At 69.1% G+C, this 18,483-nt stretch carries 14 protein-coding genes; 10 read left to right on the top strand and 4 right to left on the bottom strand.

Annotated elements, in window-relative coordinates; all coding sequences use genetic code 11:
• Positions 1-32: 32 nt before the first annotated feature.
• Positions 33-1,904, bottom strand: coding sequence for a carbohydrate-binding module family 20 domain-containing protein (locus ACG04R_RS13330; RefSeq protein ID WP_394410982.1), 1,872 nt, complete (start codon positions 1,902-1,904; stop codon positions 33-35).
• A gap of 160 nt (positions 1,905-2,064) precedes the next feature.
• Here ACG04R_RS13330 and ACG04R_RS13335 point away from each other — a divergent pair, with 160 nt between their 5' ends.
• From ACG04R_RS13335 to ACG04R_RS13355, 5 genes are all read left to right on the top strand, one after another.
• Entirely contained in the window at positions 2,065-2,367 is a 303-nt protein-coding gene (locus tag ACG04R_RS13335) for a hypothetical protein (protein WP_394410985.1), read from the top strand.
• Positions 2,368-2,419: 52 nt separating this feature from the next.
• Complete coding sequence (gene ligA, locus ACG04R_RS13340; protein WP_394410988.1) at positions 2,420-4,450, top strand: NAD-dependent DNA ligase LigA; 2,031 nt, start codon at positions 2,420-2,422, stop codon at positions 4,448-4,450.
• 207 nt (positions 4,451-4,657) lie between these two features.
• Complete coding sequence (locus ACG04R_RS13345) at positions 4,658-5,404, top strand: PEP-CTERM sorting domain-containing protein (protein WP_394410991.1); 747 nt, start codon at positions 4,658-4,660, stop codon at positions 5,402-5,404.
• Positions 5,405-5,609: 205 nt separating this feature from the next.
• A complete protein-coding gene (galB, locus tag ACG04R_RS13350) occupies positions 5,610-8,360 on the top strand; it encodes a beta-galactosidase GalB (RefSeq protein ID WP_394410994.1) in 2,751 nt (916 codons plus the stop codon).
• 246 nt (positions 8,361-8,606) lie between these two features.
• Entirely contained in the window at positions 8,607-9,680 is a 1,074-nt protein-coding gene (locus tag ACG04R_RS13355; RefSeq protein WP_394410997.1) for a LacI family DNA-binding transcriptional regulator, read from the top strand.
• A gap of 68 nt (positions 9,681-9,748) precedes the next feature.
• Here ACG04R_RS13355 and ACG04R_RS13360 read toward each other — a convergent pair whose 3' ends face one another.
• Positions 9,749-10,702 carry a LysR family transcriptional regulator gene (locus ACG04R_RS13360; RefSeq protein WP_394411000.1) on the bottom strand — a complete coding sequence of 318 codons (954 nt, stop codon included), beginning with the start codon at positions 10,700-10,702 and terminating at the stop codon, positions 9,749-9,751.
• Between ACG04R_RS13360 and ACG04R_RS13365 the strand changes: the two genes are divergently transcribed.
• From ACG04R_RS13365 to ACG04R_RS13385, 5 genes are all read left to right on the top strand, one after another.
• Complete coding sequence (locus ACG04R_RS13365) at positions 10,664-11,629, top strand: pirin family protein (RefSeq protein WP_394411003.1); 966 nt, start codon at positions 10,664-10,666, stop codon at positions 11,627-11,629. The two genes, ACG04R_RS13360 and ACG04R_RS13365, sit on opposite strands and share 39 nt — an antisense overlap.
• A gap of 22 nt (positions 11,630-11,651) precedes the next feature.
• Positions 11,652-12,740, top strand: a complete 1,089-nt coding sequence (locus ACG04R_RS13370) for an HlyD family secretion protein (RefSeq protein WP_394411006.1) — start codon at positions 11,652-11,654, stop codon at positions 12,738-12,740.
• 16 nt (positions 12,741-12,756) lie between these two features.
• A complete protein-coding gene (locus ACG04R_RS13375; protein ID WP_394411009.1) occupies positions 12,757-14,340 on the top strand; it encodes a DHA2 family efflux MFS transporter permease subunit in 1,584 nt (527 codons plus the stop codon).
• Between the two features lie 109 nt (positions 14,341-14,449).
• Positions 14,450-15,868, top strand: a complete 1,419-nt coding sequence (locus tag ACG04R_RS13380) for an efflux transporter outer membrane subunit (protein ID WP_394411012.1) — start codon at positions 14,450-14,452, stop codon at positions 15,866-15,868.
• Positions 15,869-15,909: 41 nt separating this feature from the next.
• Positions 15,910-16,428, top strand: a complete 519-nt coding sequence (locus ACG04R_RS13385) for an OsmC family protein (RefSeq protein ID WP_394411015.1) — start codon at positions 15,910-15,912, stop codon at positions 16,426-16,428.
• A gap of 33 nt (positions 16,429-16,461) precedes the next feature.
• Here the strand turns inward: ACG04R_RS13385 and ACG04R_RS13390 are convergent, their stop codons facing one another.
• A complete protein-coding gene (locus ACG04R_RS13390) occupies positions 16,462-17,721 on the bottom strand; it encodes a 3-deoxy-D-manno-octulosonic acid transferase (protein ID WP_394411018.1) in 1,260 nt (419 codons plus the stop codon).
• Positions 17,721-18,476, bottom strand: coding sequence for a tetratricopeptide repeat protein (locus ACG04R_RS13395; RefSeq protein WP_394411021.1), 756 nt, complete (start codon positions 18,474-18,476; stop codon positions 17,721-17,723). The genes ACG04R_RS13390 and ACG04R_RS13395 overlap by 1 nt, the downstream gene beginning before the upstream one ends.
• Positions 18,477-18,483 lie beyond the last annotated feature (7 nt).

Raw genomic sequence — 18,483 nt, forward strand, 5'->3', positions numbered from 1 at the left:
TGCGGCATCGCGCCGTCATGGGGCGGCCGTCGTCAGAACTTGAAGTTGCCGTCGCTGCGAGCCTGTGTGCCGCCGCCCGTGCAGCTCGTGAACTCGCGGTTGCCGCTGCTGGTCGACTGGTTGCTCTCCCAGACGGCGGTCGAGCCGTTCCATTTCACATACTTGTACTGGACAGCCGTATTGGCGGGCAGGCTGATGGTGCCCGTCCACGGCACGTTGGCGCCCGAGCCCTGGATGGTCAGCGCGAAGCCCGAGGCCGGTGCCCATGAGCCCAGGCCGCTGATGCTGCCGACGACGCGCAGGTTCTGGCCGTAGACGGTGTTGGCGTTGGCAATCGTGAAGGTCACGGCGCAGGTCGTGCCGCCGCCGCTGGTCGCCACCTTCTGGCCGGCGTAGATGGCCACGGCGGGCGTGCTGCCGCTGTTGTTGGCCGGCACCGTGAAGCTGGCGTTGCCGCTGGCGTCCACGGTGACGGAGTCGGCCGTGCAGGCGCTGCCGTCGCTGGTCTTGGTGCCGTTGATGACGTTGCAGTAGGTGCCGGCGGGCAGACCGGTGGCGAAGGTGCGCGTCCACGAGCTGCCGCTGTTGTTGAACGCGGCGAAGCCCACGCTGCCGCGGCTGAAGGCGACCTGGTTGCTGTTGTCGCCGACGACCCAGTTCTGCTGCGCCTGGCCCGCAGCGGCATTGCGGAAGCCCACCATGTTGGCCAGCGGCGTCCAGCGGTGGGCGAAATCCCACACGACGTTGACCTGCGGCACACCGCCGCTGTAAGGGCTGGTGCTCGGGCGGTCCGCATCGGTGCTGGTGAACTTGAAGCCGGAGTACAGCTGCGCCTCGCCGTAACCCTGGGCCAGCATGAAGATGTGCGCCAGCGTGTAGCGCATGCCGGCGGCATCGGCGCCGCCGTTGTTGTTGATGTTCAGCGAGCTGCCGTTGCGCTCGGTGTCCCAGTTGGTGATGAAGACGGTGGCGTTCTGCGGCTGCAGGAAGCCCCAGCTGCCGCCCCAGTTGCCCCACGTCCCCATGACGGTCGGGATGCTCGCGAGGTTCAGGCCGTTGGCGTTGCGGAAGGCGTCCCGCATCGCGTACGTGAACTGGAATTCGTTGATCGTGCCGATCGGCAGATAGCTGGGCCGGTCGACCTCGCCGTCGTTGATGATCTCCTGCGTCAGCCAGATGGACTCGCCCTGCAGCGTGGTCGGGTAGCTGGCCTTCACGGCGGCCATGATGGATGTCCACGCGCTGGCCGGCATGTGCTTGGCCGCGTCGATGCGGAAGCCGTCCACGCCCAGGGCCAGCAGTGCCTTCAGGTAGTTGGCGATCTGGCCCTGCACGTAGCTGCTCTCGGTGGCCAGGTCGGGCAGGCCCCCGAGGCGGCAGTTCTGCACGTTGCTGCGGCCGGCGGCGGAGTTGTAGTCGCTGTCGGCGATGCTGCAGTTGGCGTGGAAGTCGTTGGCGCTGAAGTAGGGGTAGGTCAGCGTGCTGGCGTTCCACGTCGAGCCGTCGGTGGCTGTGCCGCTGCCGTCGGCCATCTGGTTGACGACGATGTCGGCATAGACGCGTACACCGGCCGCATGGCAGGTGCTGATCATGGACTGCAGTTGGGCCGGCGTGCCCATGCGGCTTGTCAGGTTCGCGTAGTTGACCGGCTGATAGACGCCCCACCAGCCGTTGGCGTTCTTCGAGGCGCTGGGCGGCGAGATCTGCACGCCACCGAAGCCCTTGGGCCCCAGCCACTGCGTGCACTCGGTGGCGATGTCGGGCCAGGCCCATTCGAACATCTGCACCGACGTGGTGTTGGGGTTGAGTGCCTGGGCGGGCGCCGTGAAGGTGGCCAGCGTGGCGGCGGCCGTGCAGGTCAGGGCCGCTGCAAGGCGCCGGCGGGTCGGGTGGGAGGTGTGCATGTGATGTCTCCGGTCTGGGGTCGAGAGCCCTCGTTGCGGGGCCGTGATGTCGGCCAGTCGACTGCATGCCATGGCCGCCTCTCCGGTGTGGAGGGTGTCGCGACTCTAGATAGCCTTGAATCAAAAAATACGTAGTAAAACTACTTAATTAAAACAAAATTTGAAATTCACTCCATTGATGGCCGGTGGTTGCATGAACTTCTTTTGGGTGACCTGGCGTTGGTTATGTAGCAATGCAACATCGGCGCCTGCTTTTGCGAAATTGGTGTTCGGGAGCAGGGCGGCCACGCGATCGTTGCCGCACAAATCCGCGCGGCCCTACAAGCAGCCCAGGGACAAGGCCCGTTGCGCCGCCGAACTGCGCAGCCAGGCGGAGCGCGGTTTCATCGACACGGCCTGCGTGGAGGTGCTGCTCGGCGACGACGCCGGACGGCTGGCGATCCGCGCGCGATTCGCCGGTTGAGCGGTCGCCACGTGGCGGCTGAGGTGCCCACGCCAGTCGCGACAATGCACCGATGACCGCCTCCGAAGCCACAGCCCAGCGCGCCGCCGACCTGCGTGCCCAGCTCAACCACCACGCCCACCTCTACTACGTGCTCGACGCGCCCGAGTTGCCGGATGCCGAGTACGACAGGCTCTTCCAGGAGCTGCAGGCCATCGAGGCCACGCACCCCGAGCTGCTGACGCCCGACTCGCCGACGCAGCGCGTCATCGGCGCCGTGCTGGACGGCCTCACGCCCGTGCGCCACGTCGTGCCCATGCTGTCGATCACGACGGAGACCGACACGACCGAGGGTGGCGCCATCGCTTTCGACGCCCGGGTGCGCCGCGAGCTGGGGTTGACGGACGCCGACGCGCCCGTCGAGTACGCCGCCGAGCTGAAGTTCGACGGCCTGGCGATGAGCCTGCGCTATGAGAACGGCGTGCTGGTGCAGGCCGCGACGCGAGGTGACGGCGAGACCGGCGAGGACGTCACGCAGAACGTGCGCACCATCGGGCAGATCCCGCTGCGGCTGTTGGGCGAGGCACCGCCGGTGCTGGAAGTGCGCGGCGAGGTCTACATGCGACGCGACGATTTCGAGAAACTCAACGAGCGCCAGCGCGAGCGCGGCGAGAAGACCTTCGTGAACCCGCGCAACACCGCGGCCGGCGCCATCCGCCAGCTGGACCCGGCGCTGGTGCGCCAGCGGCCGCTGTGCTTTTACGCCTACGGCCTCGGCGAAGTGCAGGGCTGGGACGTGCCGGCCACCCACAGCGGCATGCTGGACGCGCTGGCGGCACTGGGCCTGCCGGTCAACGCCGACCGCGTCGTGGCGCTGGGCCATGAAGGCCTCGTCCAGTTCCATCAGGCCATGGCCGCCAAGCGCGATGCGCTGCCGTTCGACATCGACGGTGTCGTCTACAAGGTCAACTCGCGCGAGCTGCAGCACAAGCTCGGCTTCAAGACCCGCGAGCCCCGCTGGGCCGTTGCGCACAAGTACCCGGCGCAGGAGCAGGTGACCACGCTGCTGGCCATCGACATCCAGGTCGGCCGCACCGGCAAGCTCACGCCCGTCGCGCGGCTGGAGCCGGTGTTCGTCGGCGGCACGACGGTCAGCAATGCGACGCTGCACAACGTCTTCGAGATGCGCCGCAAGGGCGTGCGTGTGGGCGACAAGGTCGTCGTTCGCCGCGCCGGGGACGTGATTCCCGAGGTCGTCGGCCGCGTGCCGGGCGAGCGGCCGGCTTACGTGCCCAACTTCCACATGCCGCGCGAATGCCCCGTCTGCAGAAGCGAGGCGGCGCGCGAGCGTGGTGGCATGGACTACCGCTGCACCGGCGGCGTGTTCTGCCCGGCGCAGCGCAAGCAGGCCATGCTGCACTTTGCCGGCCGGCGCGCGATGGACATCGAGGGCCTGGGCGACAAGCTCGTCGAGCAGCTCGTCGACGCCGGCATCGTTCTGAGCCTGCCAGGCCTGTACAAGCTGGGCGTCGCCAAGCTCGCCGCGCTGGATCGCATGGCCGAAAAGAGCGCGCAGAACATCATCGACGCGCTGGAGAAGAGCAAGACGCCGACGCTGGCGCGCTTCCTGTTCTCGCTGGGCATCCGCCAGGTCGGCGAGACGACGGCCAAGGATCTGGCCCGCCACTTCGGCACGCTGGACAAGCTGATGAACGCCAGCGTCGAGCAGCTGCTGGAGGTGCCGGACGTGGGCCCCATCGTCGCGGCCAGCATCCACACCTTCTTCGCGCAACCGCACAACGTCGAGGTCGTCGAGCAGCTGCTGGCGGCCGGCGTGCAGCCGAAGGAAAGCGAAGGCGAGGGCGACGACCGGCCGCGCCCGCTGCTGGGCAAGACGCTGGTGCTGACCGGCACGTTGCCGACGCTGTCGCGTGACGAAGCCCAGGCCTTGATTGAGGATGCCGGCGGCAAGGTCAGCGGCTCCGTCTCCAAGAAGACGAGCTATGTCATCGCCGGCGAGGAGGCCGGCAGCAAGCTGGAGAAGGCGCGCACGCTGGGCGTTCCTGTGCTGGACGAGGCGGGGCTGCGCGGGCTGCTTGGCTAGGCGTGACGCCCTGGGCCTGCCCGCCTAGCCGGGGCGGTCCATAACGAATCGGTCTGGCGGCTGTCGGGAATCTTGACAGATCGACGCCGTGCGCTTTGCTGCCCTTCGCCCCCGTCCCGGGAAAACCGGCTTGTGGCATCGAACTTGCTCACACTCACCAAAGCGTCAGCACGTCGCCAACCGAGTTGGCAATTCCGGGGAAATGCCATGGCTTCCAAGCGTCTGTTCTCGTTCCGTGGTTGGGTGATCGCCATGGCCGGTCTTGCCGGCATGCCGCTGGCTCACGCGGGGCTGGTCAACATCGACTTCAACTCGGGGGCTGCGGTCGGCACCTACTCGGGGGCTGCAGTCACAGGCGCTGCGGGAGATCTCTGGAACGGCGTCGACGGTGGATCGCTTTCAGCGCCGACGGACAGCAGCAACGTACCTCTGCTGGATGCCGCGGGCGCCAGCACCGGCATCACGCTGAGCTTCGCCGGCACCGGCGGGGCGTTCGACGCGACGGGGAACGGTTGCCTGATGAGCACGTCCTCGTTTGCGCCGTTGATGTGCGACTACCTCTATCGGTCCCTGAGGGCTGATGCCAGCGTGACACTGGCCGGCCTGACGCCCGGGGCGGCCTACGACCTGATCCTCTACGCATCCGCCAACACCGATGGCCGCATCACGGAGTTCACGCTCGACGGCATCACACAGTCCGTGACCGCGGCTGCCGCAACAGGCTTCGCGCTAGGCACGAACTATGCGGAGTTCAAGGGCGTCGTGGCCGCGACCGGGCTCCTGTCCTTCACCTTCACCGGGCCCAGCGAAGGCAACTTGGACGGCCTCCAGCTGACGCAGACCGGCGGTAATGCGGTGACGTTGCCCGAGCCGGCCACCATCGCGTTGCTGGCCCTGGGCTTGGGCACGGTCGCCTGGCTGCGCGGCAAGCGGGCCGGGGCGACGCGCCTTTAGTCGCCTTTCCACCGCGCCGGTGCCGGCTGTCCGGGTGACCGAGCCGGGGGCGAGGCTGGCTCCCGGTTGCATGGGCTGCCCTCGGTTGGATGTCCGGGAGATGCGGGGGCAGGTCGTTGTTCCCGGAAGTGTTGGTTGCGTTACCATTCATTGACCGAATAACAACCAATGCTCGGCGGGTCGCCTCCGGCATACAGGAGACCGCTTGCTGATCACATCCCGCTTCCTGCCCGTGCTGGCGGCGCTGCTGATGACCGCTGGCCCGGCCTGGGCCCAGCGGCTGACACCGGATCTCGTGCACGAGCGACTCGCGCCGCGCGAACGCATCGAGTTGGCGAGCGGTTGGCGCTTCCAGCTCGGCGACCCGCCGGGCGCTGCGCCGCTGATGTACGACGTGCGGCCCGAGGTGCGACAGTCGGCCGACGGCAAGGTGGCCGATGCCCGGCCCGAGGCGGCTGAGCAGGTGCAGGCCAGGGGCGAGGCCGTCCTGAAGCCGTGGGTGCTGCCCAGCGCCAATGCATTTATCGGCGACGCGTCACGTCGCCACCAGCGCCCGGCGGGCCATCCGGGTGGCGACCTGGGCATCGTGCAGGCCGGCTTCGACGACAGCGGCTGGCAGGCCGTCACGCTGCCGCACGACTGGGCCATCGCCGGCCCCTTCCTGGCGGACGGCCCGCATGGCGGCATGGGGCGGCTGAAGAGCTGGGGCGCCGCCTGGTATCGCCGAAAGCTGGACATCCCCGCCACCGATGTAGGGCGCGCGATTTTTCTCGACGTCGACGGCGCGATGTCGTACGCGACGGTGTGGCTCAACGGCAAGCTGGTGGGCGGCTGGCCCTACGGCTACAGCAGCTTTCGGCTGGACCTGACGCCCTACGTGAAGCCCGGCAGCGAGAACCAGCTGGCCATCCGGCTGGACAACCCGCCCGAGTCCGCCCGCTGGTATCCGGGCGCGGGCTTGTATCGCAAGGTCTGGCTCGTGAAGACCGACCCGGTCCATGTGGGCCAGTGGGGCACGCTGGTGCGCACGCCCGACGTGTCCGCCGCCAGCGCCACGGTGGCGCTGGACGTGACGGTCGACAACCAGGGCCAGCGCGCGGTGCGCATCGACGTGGCGACGGAGGTGTTTGCGCTCGATGAGCAGGGCAGGGCGCAGGGGCCGGCGGTGGCGCGCATCGTGCGGGCCGGTGTGGCGGTGGCGGCGGGCGGGCATGGCCTTGCGTCCGGCACGGCGCGCATCGCCAAGCCCAGGCTGTGGGGGCCCAGGCCGCAACAGCAGCCCAACCGCTATGTCGCCGTCACGCAACTGAGCCGCGACGGCCATGTCGTCGACCGGGTCGAGACGCGCTTCGGCATCCGCTCGCTGCGCTTTGACGCCGATGCTGGCCTGCTGGTCAACGGCCAGCCGGTGCGGCTGAACGGCGTCAACAACCACCATGACCTCGGCTCGCTCGGCGCGGCCTTCAACCTGCGTGCGGCGGAGCGCCAGTTGGAGATTTTGCAGGCCATGGGTGCGAATGCCATCCGCATGTCGCACAACCCGCCGGACCCGGCGCTGCTGGAGCTGACCGACCGCATGGGCCTGCTCGTCATCGACGAGATCTTCGATTCATGGGAGCGCAAGAAAACGCCGCTGGACTTCCACCTCATCTTCCCGGACTGGCACGAGCCCGACCTGCGAGCCATGCTGCGCCGCGACCGCAACCATCCGTCCATCATGATGTGGAGCATCGGCAACGAGGTCGGCGAGCAGTACACCGGCGCGGAAGGCGCCGCCATCGCGCATGAGCTGCACCGCATCGCGCACGAGGAGGACCCGACACGGCCGACGACCACGGCAATGAACTACGCCAAGTCCGACATGCCGCTGCCCGCCGAGGTCGACGTCATCGGCCTGAACTACCAGGGCGAGGGCATCCGGCAGGACGCGGAGTTCGAGGGCACGGACCGCATCCGCACACCGCCGCAATACCCACTGTTCCATGCGAAGTTCCCGAGCAAGCCCATCTTCAGCAGCGAGACGGCTTCGGCCTTCAGCAGTCGCGGCGTCTACCTGTTCCCCGTCGCGCCGGCCAACAGCTCGATCACGCGCGATGGCCGCGGTGGCGATTCGACGACGCGCCAGGTCAGCGGCTACGAGCTCTACGCGGTGGACTTCGGCTCGTCGGCCGACAAGGTGTTCGCGTCGCTGGACCGCCACCCCTTCGTCGCCGGCGAGTTCGTCTGGACCGGCTTCGACTACCTCGGCGAACCCACGCCCTACTACGCGTCGCGCAGCTCCTACTCGGGCATCGTCGACCTGGCCGGTTTCCCCAAGGACCGCTACTGGCTGTATCAGTCGCGCTGGCGGCCGGACCTGCCGATGGCCCATCTGCTGCCGCACTGGACCTGGCCCGAACGCGTCGGCCAGGTCACGCCGGTGCATGCGTTCACGAGCGGCGACGAGGCCGAGCTGTTTCTCAACGGCCGCTCGCTGGGCAGGCGCAAGAAGGGGGCGTTCGAGTACCGGCTGCGCTGGGACGACGTCGTCTACGAGCCGGGCGAGCTGAAGCTGGTGACGTATCGCGACGGCAAGCCCTGGGCGACCACGTCGGTCGTGACGGCCGGCACCGCCGCTGGATTGGCGCTGGAGGCCGATCGCACCGACATCGCCGCCGACGGCCGCGACCTGAGCTTCGTCATGCTGCGCGTTGTCGACGCGCAGGGCCGTACCGTGCCGCGCGCCGACACGCGCATCCGCTTCAGCCTCGACGGGCCCGGCGACATCGTCGCCACCGACAACGGCGATGCGACGAGCTTCGAACCCTTCCCGTCCACCACGCGCAAGGCCTTCAGCGGCCAGGCGCTGGCCATCGTGCGTGGCCGGCCCGGCGCGGGCGGCACACTGACGCTTCGCGCCGAAGCCGACGGTTTCGCGCCTACCCGGCTGACGCTGCAGACCCGCAGCCCCCGATGACCTTCACCTGCGTCCTCTGCTGAACGCCGGAAGGTCGGCGAGGCTGCCTGCAACCGACGCGCGGCCGGGTAAAGAAACTCGAGGTCGGGGCAAACGCGCAGCCTAGGGATACCGCTGTCCGGTAAAGTCAGCTGATGGTTGCGCAACCATCAGCGCCGCGGGAATCATCGCGAGGCTCGAGGGTTCCATGCGAGAGCCGGGGGCAGCAGTCGAACTGGATCATTGATGCACAGCTTGAATCCACCCATGCGCCAGCGTCGCGGCGGCAAGGTCTCGACCATTGCGGACGTGGCGGCCTTCGCCGGCGTGTCAGCGATGACGGTGTCGCGCGTCGTCAACGATGAGCCCAACGTCAGACCCGGCACGCGGGAGAAAGTGAAGGCGGCCATCGAGGCGCTGCACTACTCGCCCGGCCCGCCGCCGCGCCGGGTCGCGCCGCCCGCGGCAGGCCTCACGCGCATCGGCGTTCTTTACGGCGACCCCTCGGTCGGCTACCTGAACGACTTCCTGCTGGGCCTGCTGAAGAAGGCCACGCTGCGCCAGGTGCAACTGCTCGTCGAGCGTTGCGAGGGGCCCGAGGACGAACCGCGCCTGTTGGCCAACATGCTGCGCGGCGGTGTCGATGGCGTCATCCTGCCGCCGCCGTTCTGCGACTCGCCGCAGATGCTGCGCATGCTGGCCCAGGCCGGCACGCCCACCGTGGCAGTGTCCAGCGCACAGCCGTCCGAGCAGGTCTGTGCGGTCGGCATCGACGACTACCAGGCGGCCTACGAGATGACGCGGCACCTGTTGTCGCTGGGGCATCAACGGCTGGGTTTCATCGTCGGCGACAAGCATCAGAACTGCAGCGCGCGCCGGCTCGCCGGCTTCCGCGCGGCGATGCAGGACGCCTGCGTCGACATCGCCGAGGACGAGGCCGTTGCACAGGGCAAGTTCAGCTACCGCTCGGGGCTGGACGCGGCGGAGTTCCTGCTTTCCCAGGTTCATGGACGAAGGCCGACGGCGATCTTCGCCAGCAACGACGACATGGCCGCCGCGACCGTGGCCATCGCGCACCGCAAGGGCATCGAGGTGCCTCGTGACCTGACCGTCGTCGGCTTCGACGATGCGCCGCTGGCCACGACGATCTGGCCCGAGCTGACCACCGTGCGCCAGCCCATCACGGCAATGGCCGGTGCGGCCGTGGACCTGCTGGTGCGGCACATCCGCGCGCGCCAGGCAGGCGACGCGCTGCCCTGCGAGCACAAGCTGATGGGCTTCGAGCTGGTGCGTCGCCAGTCCGATGCGGCACCCCGGCCGCGGCCGATACCGGTCGCCTGAGCCGTACTCATCGCGTCGCGGGCCAGCGCGATTGTTGAGGTGTCATCGCAGTCGCATTCGACAGCCCGTCACTTCCTGTCGGGTGTCGATGTCGGGATCGGCAAGGGCGGGGCCTTCACCCAATCGGGTGCCAGCGAACGTGCCCAGGCGGGCTTGGTCTCGAACAGGTGGTCGATGAAGGCGCGCGTCTTGGCCGGCATCAGCCGCCGGCTCGCCGTCAGCAACTGCACGGGCAACGGCTCGTAGCTCCATTCGGGCAGCACGGGCACCAGCGTGCCGGCCTCCACTTCCGATGCCACCATGCCGAACGGGAAGCTGGCGATGCCGCCACCCGCTCGCGCCATCGCCAGCACGAGGCCGATGGAGTTGGCCTCCAGCGGGCCGTGCACGTCGACCTCCACCGTCTGCCGGCCGCATTGCAGCTTCTTGTACATGCCCTTGCCCTGTGTCAGCACGACGAAATCATGCTCGGCCAGGTCGGCCGGCGTCAGCGGCGCGGGCCGCGCCTGCAGGTAGACCGGGCTGGCATACAGGCCTCGCTCCAGCAGCATGTACTGGCGGGCGACGAGGTCGGGCTCGTCCACGGGGCCCATGCGCACGGCGACGTCGTAGGGCTCGTTGAAGAGATCGACGCGGCGCGGCGTGGTGTCCACCTCCAGCTCCACCTTGGGGTAGCGGCGCACGAAGCGCGAGAAACTCTCGGCCAGCACCAGCATCGCGAACTCGGCGGGCACCGACACGCGCAGCCGCCCCTGCGGCGTCGCCTCGCGCGAGGCCAGCCACTGGCGGGTCTCGGCAATGTCGTCGTCGTGCCGGGCCGCACGCTCGGCGAGCTGTTCGCCCAGCTCGGTCAGCGTCAGCCGGCTGGCACCGGGCACGAAGAGCCGGGCGCCAACCGCGGTCTCCAGCGCCGTGAGGCGCCGGCTCAACGTGGCCTTGGGCAAATCCAGCTGGCGGGCTGCCTCGGACAGGGAGCCGGCCTTGTGGACCTGGGCGAGCAGCAGGAGGTCATCAACTTTCATGGCGCCGTTTATCTCGCTTCATCTCGGTTCTTTTCGTTTCGTTTCTGGAACGGTGAGTTTGAGTTTTGTGGCTGTTCGTCGGAAATGGAACTCTCTACAGTCGCGGCCATCATGTCAACCGCGCGTCTTCTCCAGCCCCAAAGGCACCGCATCGGCGCCGGCTTCCAGGCCGAGGGCTGGCGTGAGCCGATGGCATTGCTCGACCCCTTCGTCATGGTCGACCACTTCCGCATGAGCGAGGCGGCGTTCGCGCCTCATCCCCATGCCGGCTTCTCGGCGGTGACTTATCTCTTCGACGACTCGGCGACCGGCATGATCAGCCGAGACTCGCTGGGCGGCGAGCACGCCATCCCGCCCGGAGCCCTGCATTGGACGCTGGCCGGCCGGGGCGTCATGCATGACGAGTTTCCCGCCGAGGCCGGTCGCGAAGCTCACGGCCTGCAGATCTTCGTGAACCTGCCGGCCGACCAGAAGCTGCGCGCTCCCACCGTCATGCATCTCGCGGCCGAGCAAATGCCGCGCCGGGTGGGCGATGGCTGGCGGGCTGTGCAGGTGTTCGGCCCCGAGGCGCCGTTGGCCCTGCCGTCGTCGGCGTCGCTGGTGCTGGTCGACATCGATGCCGGTGCCGGCTTCGACTTCGTGCTGCCCGACGGAGAACAGGGCTTTGCCATCGTCATCCACGGCAGCGGCCGCACGGATGAGCTGCCGCTGTCCAGCGGCCGAGCGCTCAGCCTGCCTGTCGGAGGCGCCACGCGCATCACGGCCGGCGAGGTCCTGCGCCTGGCCTGCTTCTGCGGCAGGCCACTCCACGAACCCGTCGTGCGCCACGGCCCCTTCGTCATGAGCGACGAGGGGCAGGTTGTGGCCGCGCTGCAGAGATTCCAGTCCGGCGGCATGGGCCGCCTCAGCCCCAGACAACAACCCTAACGATCCCATAAGGAAACCTGTCATGAACGCACCGCAAGAAACCAATGCCGCGCCGAAGCCCGTCAAGAGTGGGCCACCCGTGCCGCTGCTGATCGTCGGCGCCATCCTGCTCATCGGCGGTATCGGCCTCGGTGGCCGCATGTGGTGGCGCAGCCAGCATGTCGTCGAGACGGACAACGCCTTCGTGGCCGGCCGCATCCACCCGGTCGCGACGCGCGTGGCCGGCGTCGTCACCGAGATGCACATGCAGGACAACGCCGTCGTGAAGGCCGGTGACGTGCTGCTGCGCCTGGACCCGGCCGATGCCGCCGTGCAGATCGAGCGCCTGAAGGCGCAGATCGCGCAGGCAGATGCCGCCATCGCGACCAGCGGCGCACAGGTCGCCCAGGCCAAGGCGCAGGCCGCCGCGACGAACTCGCAGGTCGCCCAGGCAGAGAGCGTGCTGGCCCGCACCGAGCTGGACGCCAAGCGCAGCCAGGCGCTGTTCGGCGCCGAGCTGCGCGCGACGTCCAAGCAGGAGCTGGACGCCGCGCTGGCCGCGCGTGACGTGGCCCGCGCCGACGTCGCTGCCCGCAAGGCCAGCGCTGCGGCGGCCAAGGAAGCCGTTGCTGCCGCCGAGAGCGCCCGTCAGTCCGCCGCCGCACAGAAGGCCGCCACGCAGGCACAGCTGAAGGACGCGCAGAACCAGCTCGGCTACGTCGAGGTCAAGGCTGCCAGCGACGGCCGCATCGGCAAGCGCACCGTTGAGGTGGGCCAGCGCGTGACGGCTGGCCAGCAGCTGGCCGCCATCGTCGAGCCCGAGACCTGGATCGTCGCCAACTTCAAGGAGACCCAGCTCGCCAAGATGAAGCCGGGCCAGAAGGTGCACGTGAAGGTCGATGCCTTCCCTGGTCAGGAGCTCGAAGGCCACGTCGACAGCTTCGCCCCCGCCTCGGGCGCCAGCTTCGCGCTGCTGCCGCCGGACAACGCGACCGGCAACTTCACGAAGATCGTCCAGCGCGTGCCGGTCAAGGTCGTGTTCGAGCCCGAGAGCCTGAAGGCGCTGGGCGAGCAGGCCAACCGCATCGTGCCGGGGCTGTCCGTCCAGGTGGAAGTCAGCATCGCTGAATGAGCCTCAAGGCACAGCCATGGGCAACGAAAACTATCTACCCCCGCCGCCCGACCAGAAGGTCAGCGGCCGCACCTGGCTGGCCGTGCTGGCCAGCCTGCTGGGTGCGTTCATGGCGGTGCTGGACATCGCCATCACCAACTCGTCGTTGAAGGACATCCTTGGCGCGCTATCGGCCACGCAGGAAGAGGGCTCCTGGATCTCCAGTGCCTACCTTGTCGCCGAGATCGTCGTCATCCCGCTCGCCGGTTTCCTGGCGATGGTGTTCTCCACACGCCGCTACCTGGTCGTCAACGTCGCGCTGTTCCTGATCTTCAGCACGCTGTGCGGCATGGCCTGGAGCCTGGAGTCCATGATCGCCTTCCGTGCGGCCCAAGGCTTCACGGGTGGCGTGATGATTCCGATGGCGATGACGCTGGTCACGCGCAAGCTGCCGCTGAAGAAGCGGCCCATCGGCCTGGCGCTGTTCGGCATGACGGCCACGCTCGCGCCCACGCTGGGCCCGACCTTCGGCGGCTACCTGACCGAGCTGTACGGCTGGCCCAGCATCTTCTACATCAACTGGGTGCCGGGCGTGCTGCTGATGCTGGGTGTCTCCATCGGCCTGGACAAGGAGCCGATGAACCTCAAGCTGCTTCGCGACGTGGACTGGTGGGGCATCCTGTTCATGGCGCTGGGCCTCGGGTCGCTGACCGCGATGCTGGAGGAGGGGAATTCGAAGGACTGGTTCCAGAGCAACTTCATCATCACGGCAGCCACGCTGGCGATCGTGGGCCTCTACGGCTGGGCCTGGCGCGGGCTGACGCGCAAGAACACCTTCATCGACCTGCACATCCTCGGCCGCCCCAGCTTCCTGATCGCCGGCGTCATCGCGTTCACGACCGGCATGGGCCTCTACGGCTCGGCCTTCATCCTGCCGCTGTACCTGGGCCAGATCGCCAACTACACGCCGATGCAGATCGGCCTGGTGATCATGTGGATGGGCCTGCCGCAGCTGTTCATCATGCCGTTCGCGGCCAAGCTGTCCACCAAGCTGGACAACCGCGTGATGATGAGCGTGGGCCTGATCCTGTTCGCGACGTCTTGCTTCATGAACACCCACATGAGCGCCGACACCGCCGGCCCCGAGCTGCTGGCCGCGCAGATCGTGCGCGCGCTGGGCCAGCCGATGATCATGATCACGCTGACCAACTTCGCGATCAACGGCATCCCGCCGCAGCTGCTGCCGAGCGCGTCGGGCATGTTCAACATGATGCGCAACCTCGGTGGCTCCGTCGGCATCGCGACGCTGGCCACGCTGCTGACGAACCGCGAGCACCTGCACAGCGCCCGCGTCGGCGAGGCCGTCAGCCTCTTCGATCCGGCCACGCAGGCGCGGCTGGATGCGATGACGCAGAACTTCGCCAGCAAGGGCATCGACCTCGCCGCGGCGCAGGACATGGCCATCAAGTCGCTCGACAACATCGTGCGCCGCGACAGCTTCGTCATGGCCTACAACGACGCCTTCCTCATCCTCGGCATCGCGCTCATCAGCTGCGTGGTCATCGTCTGGATGAGCAAGAAGGTGCTCGGCGGCGCCGGTGCGGCCGAAGCCGCTCACTGATGGACCACCCCGTAGCGCTTCGCGCCCCCCTCAAGGGGCGCAGCCAGTGGCCCGGCAAAGCCGGTTCCACGGCTGCTGCTTGGAAATTCACTCCTGCTAGGAGATCGAGATGAATGCAAAGTTTTCTTTGTCGCTGCTGTTGACGGCCGCGCTGGCCGCCTGCACGACCGTCGGCCCCAACTACCAGGCGCCCGCCGCCAACGCGCCCGCGGCCTACCGCGCCGCGGCCCCGGCGGCCGGCGCCGAGCTGCAGCGTGACTGGTGGTTGATGTTCAACGACGCCCAGCTCAACGCGCTGGAGGCGCAGGCGCTGCAGGCCAGCCCCACGCTGGCCGCCGCCGCCGCACGCATCGAACGTGCGCGTGCCGTGTTCGGCGCGACCAAGGCCGACGAGCTGCCGCGCCTGGACGTTGGCGGCAGCGTCACCAACCTGCGCACGTCGGCCAAGTCCGTCACGACGCCGGTGCTGGGCGGCCAGGCCATCGTGTTCGACGGCACGCAGACCGGCCTGCAGGCCTCGCTGGGCTGGGAGATCGACCTGTGGGGCCGCGTGAAGCGCGAGGCCGAAGGCGCCCAGGCCCAGCTGGACGCGTCCACGCTGGACGCCGCTGCCGCCCGCGTCGCGCTGACGGCCGACGTCGCCGCCGCCTACTGGCAATGGCGCGCGCTGGCCGATGAAGGCACCGCGCTGCAACGCCTGCGCGACAGCCGCGCCAACGCCTTCAAGGTCGCGCAGACGCGTTTCGACGCCGGCTCGTCCACGACGCAGGACCTGGAACGCGTGCGTGCCGAGCTGGCCTCGGCCGATGCCGACGTCGCCGACCTGCCGCGCCGCCAGTCGCTGGTGCTGAACCAGCTCGCCGCGCTGACCGGCCAGGGCTCGGCTGACCTGAAGCTGCAGGCCTCCGCGCAATCCCCGCTGACGACACCCCCCGCCATCCGCGCCGGCCTGCCGTCCGAGCTGCTGCAACGCCGCCCGGACCTGGCCCAAAGCCTCGCGCAGCTGCACGCAGCCACGGCCCAGGTCGGCATCGCCGAAGCGGCCTTCTACCCGTCCATCCGCCTGACCGGCAGCTTCGGCTACCAGAGCAAGGAATTGGGCGACCTGCTCTCTGCGCCGGCTCGCCTCTACAACGTCGGCCCCAGCATCTCGCTGCCGATCTTCGAGGGCGGCCGGAACAAGGCCAACCTGGCGGGCGCCAAGGCGCAGGTCGACGAAAGCCTCGCTGCCTTCCGCGGCCGCATGCTGCAGGCGCTGCGCGAGGTGGACGACGCGCTGGCCGAACTGCAGGGCCGCGCGGCCGTGGTGGAGGCTCAGAACCAGACGCTGGCCTCGGCCAGCCAGGCGCTGACCGTCGCCAAGAGCCGCTACGACAAGGGTGCCGTGAGCTACCTCGACGTGACCGAGGCCGAGCGCACGCCGCTGGCGACCGAGCGCGCGCTGGCGCAGCTGCGCGGCGCGCAGTGGGCGGCGACGGCGCAGCTCGTCAAGGCGCTGGGCGGCGGCTGGGCGACGCCGGGCGGCTGACGTCCACAATCGGAGCCTCGTCGCACGACATGAGGCTCCCGATGAACGCTGAGAACCTGCGCGCAGCCCAGGCGCCGCTGAAGGACCGCTACCGGGAAGACCCGTCGGCGGCGCTCATCACGCTGCGTGCGCAGGGACGCCTGGGCGAGAACGTGAGCTGCCGCCTCGAGACCGGCAAGGCGCTGGTGACTGCCGGCCTTCACCCTGCCACCGGTGGTAGCGGCGTGGCCGCCTGTTCCGGCGACATGCTGCTCGAAGCCCTGGTGGCCTGCGCCGGCGTGACGCTGAACGCGGTGGCGACGGCGCTCGGCATCGAGCTGCGGGACGCCCGGATCGAGGCCGAGGGCGACCTCGACTTCCGCGGCACGCTGGGCCTGTCCAAGGACGTGCCGGTCGGCCTCCAGACCATTCGGTTGCGCTTCATTCTCGACACCGACGCGTCGGAGGAGCAACTCGCAACGCTGCTGCGCCTGACCGAGCGTTACTGCGTCGTGTTCCAGACGCTGGCGAATCCGCCGCGTCTGGAAGTCAGCCGGCAGGGGGCCGCGACGGAGCGTTGACGCCTCCGTGAAGGCGGCACGTTTCGTGAACGACTACAGCAGCGCCTTGGCCATTCGTGCTGCAGCGCCGCGGTGCGCGGACGAGAAGGAGAGGGCGTTGCGGCTCATCGCTTCGCGGGCTGGTGCGTCGGCGCACAAGGCCAGGCCCCGCGTGACGGCGTTGCCCATGGATGCGCAGCGCTCGGCGGCACCCGCCGCCAGCGACAGCTCGGTCGCCTCGGCGAAGTTGAACGTGTGCGGCCCCGCCAGCACCGGGCAGCCGCAGGCCGCCGCTTCGATGAGGTTCTGGCCACCCAGCGGCTCGAAGCTGCCGCCCAGCAGTGCGACGCTGGCGAGGCCGTAGTACAGCGGCATCTCACGCATCGAGTCGCCCAGCCAGACGTCCGCCTGCAGGGCCTCGACGGGCGGCTCGTCACCCCAGCCGCTGCGACGCGCGAGCGTGAAGCCGGCGCTGGTGATCAGCGCGGCGATCTCGTCGAAGCGCTGTGGGTGGCGCGGCACGATGGCGAGCAGCGGGCGCGGCGCCGGCCACTTCGTCCATTCGGCCAGCAGCGCGGCTTCCTCGCCTTCACGGCTGACGGCCAACATCAGCACCGGTCGGCCGATCTGCTTCGCCCAGGCCTGGCCGCGGGCGATCAGCGCCGGGTCCATCGCGATGTCGTACTTCAGGTTGCCGGCGACCTCGACGCGCGCCGTGCCCATCTCGCGGATGCGCTGCGCGTCGGCCTCGGTCTGCGCCAGCGCCAACGTCATGCGGCGCGCGGCGGGGCGCAGCAGCGCGCCGAACCGCTGCCCCTGGCGCAGGCTCCTGGCCGACAGCCGCGCGTTGGCGAGCACCATCGGCACACCGGCCCGCTCGGCCTCGCGCTGCAGCGTGGGCCAGACCTCGGTCTCCATCAGCACGCCGAGGCGGGGTTGCCAGTGGCGCAGGAAGCGGCGCACGGCGCCGGGCGTGTCGTAGGGCAGCCAGGCCTGCGCATCACCGTCCTTCAACAGCGCCTCGCCGGCTTCGCGGCCGGTGGCGGTGGAGTGGGTCAGCAGGATCTTCACGCCCGGCTCGCGCTCGCGCAGCGCGGTGATGAGCGCGCTGGCTGCGCGCGTCTCGCCGAGCGACACGGCGTGGACAAACAGCCGGCCGGGCTGGGTCTTGCCACGGTAGAAGCCCAGCCGCTCGCCGAGCGCGTGCCGGTACAGCGCTTCCTTTGCACCGCGGCGCCAGAGCCGCAGCAGGTACAAGGGCGCCAGCAGCCGCAGCGCGGCCGCGTAGAGGGCCAGCGCCAGGCCCTCAGGCATCAGCCACCTTTGCGCGCCAGTTCATGCGCAGCACGCAGACGGCGCATGACGGGCTCGTTGAGCTGGCGGCTGACCTTGTTCCACTGGTTGACCTGCCGGTCGATGTCCGTCTGCAGCCGCGCGGCTGTGGCGGCGTCACCGGTGGCGAGTGCCCAGATCGAGAACTCGGCGTTGGCCTCGAAGCTGCCGAAGCGGCGCACGGCCTCCTCGAAGCTCTCGCGCGCCTCGGCATTGCGTGAGGTACCGCCGTAGCAGCGGGCCAGCAGCAGCAAGACCTGGTCCGGGCGGAACTCGGGCCTCTCGGCCTTCAGCGCCTGCAGATGGGGCAGGGCGGCGGCGTAGCGCTGGCATTCGACATAGGCCCGCGCGGCGCCGAAGCGCAGGTCCGGGTCGCTGGCGAACGGCCCCTTGAGCGCGCCTTCGTAGAGCTGGGCAGCCTCCTGCGCTTCACCGTTGTTCAGCAGCGCCTCGGCCAGGCGCATCTGGTTCTGGGCCGATGGCGACACATCGAAGGCGGCACGCGCCTCGCGCTCGTCGCGGCCCGGGTCCATCGCACGGGCGGCGGCGGAAACGGCCCGGCGCGCGCCGTGGTCCAGCCTCGAGTTGGGCAGGTAGACGGCGAAGAAATACACGACGCTGCCCAGCAGCGGGAAGGCGAACAGGATGAAGAGCCAGTACAGCTGCTGGCCGCTGCGCACGACATGGACCGCGCACAGCAGCGCGATCAGGATGTGCAGGCCTCCGATGAATGGCATGTCGAAC

Origin of the sequence: Pelomonas candidula, from assembly GCF_043555985.1 — a bacterium.
GTDB classification, from domain to species: domain Bacteria; phylum Pseudomonadota; class Gammaproteobacteria; order Burkholderiales; family Burkholderiaceae_C; genus Pelomonas; species Pelomonas candidula.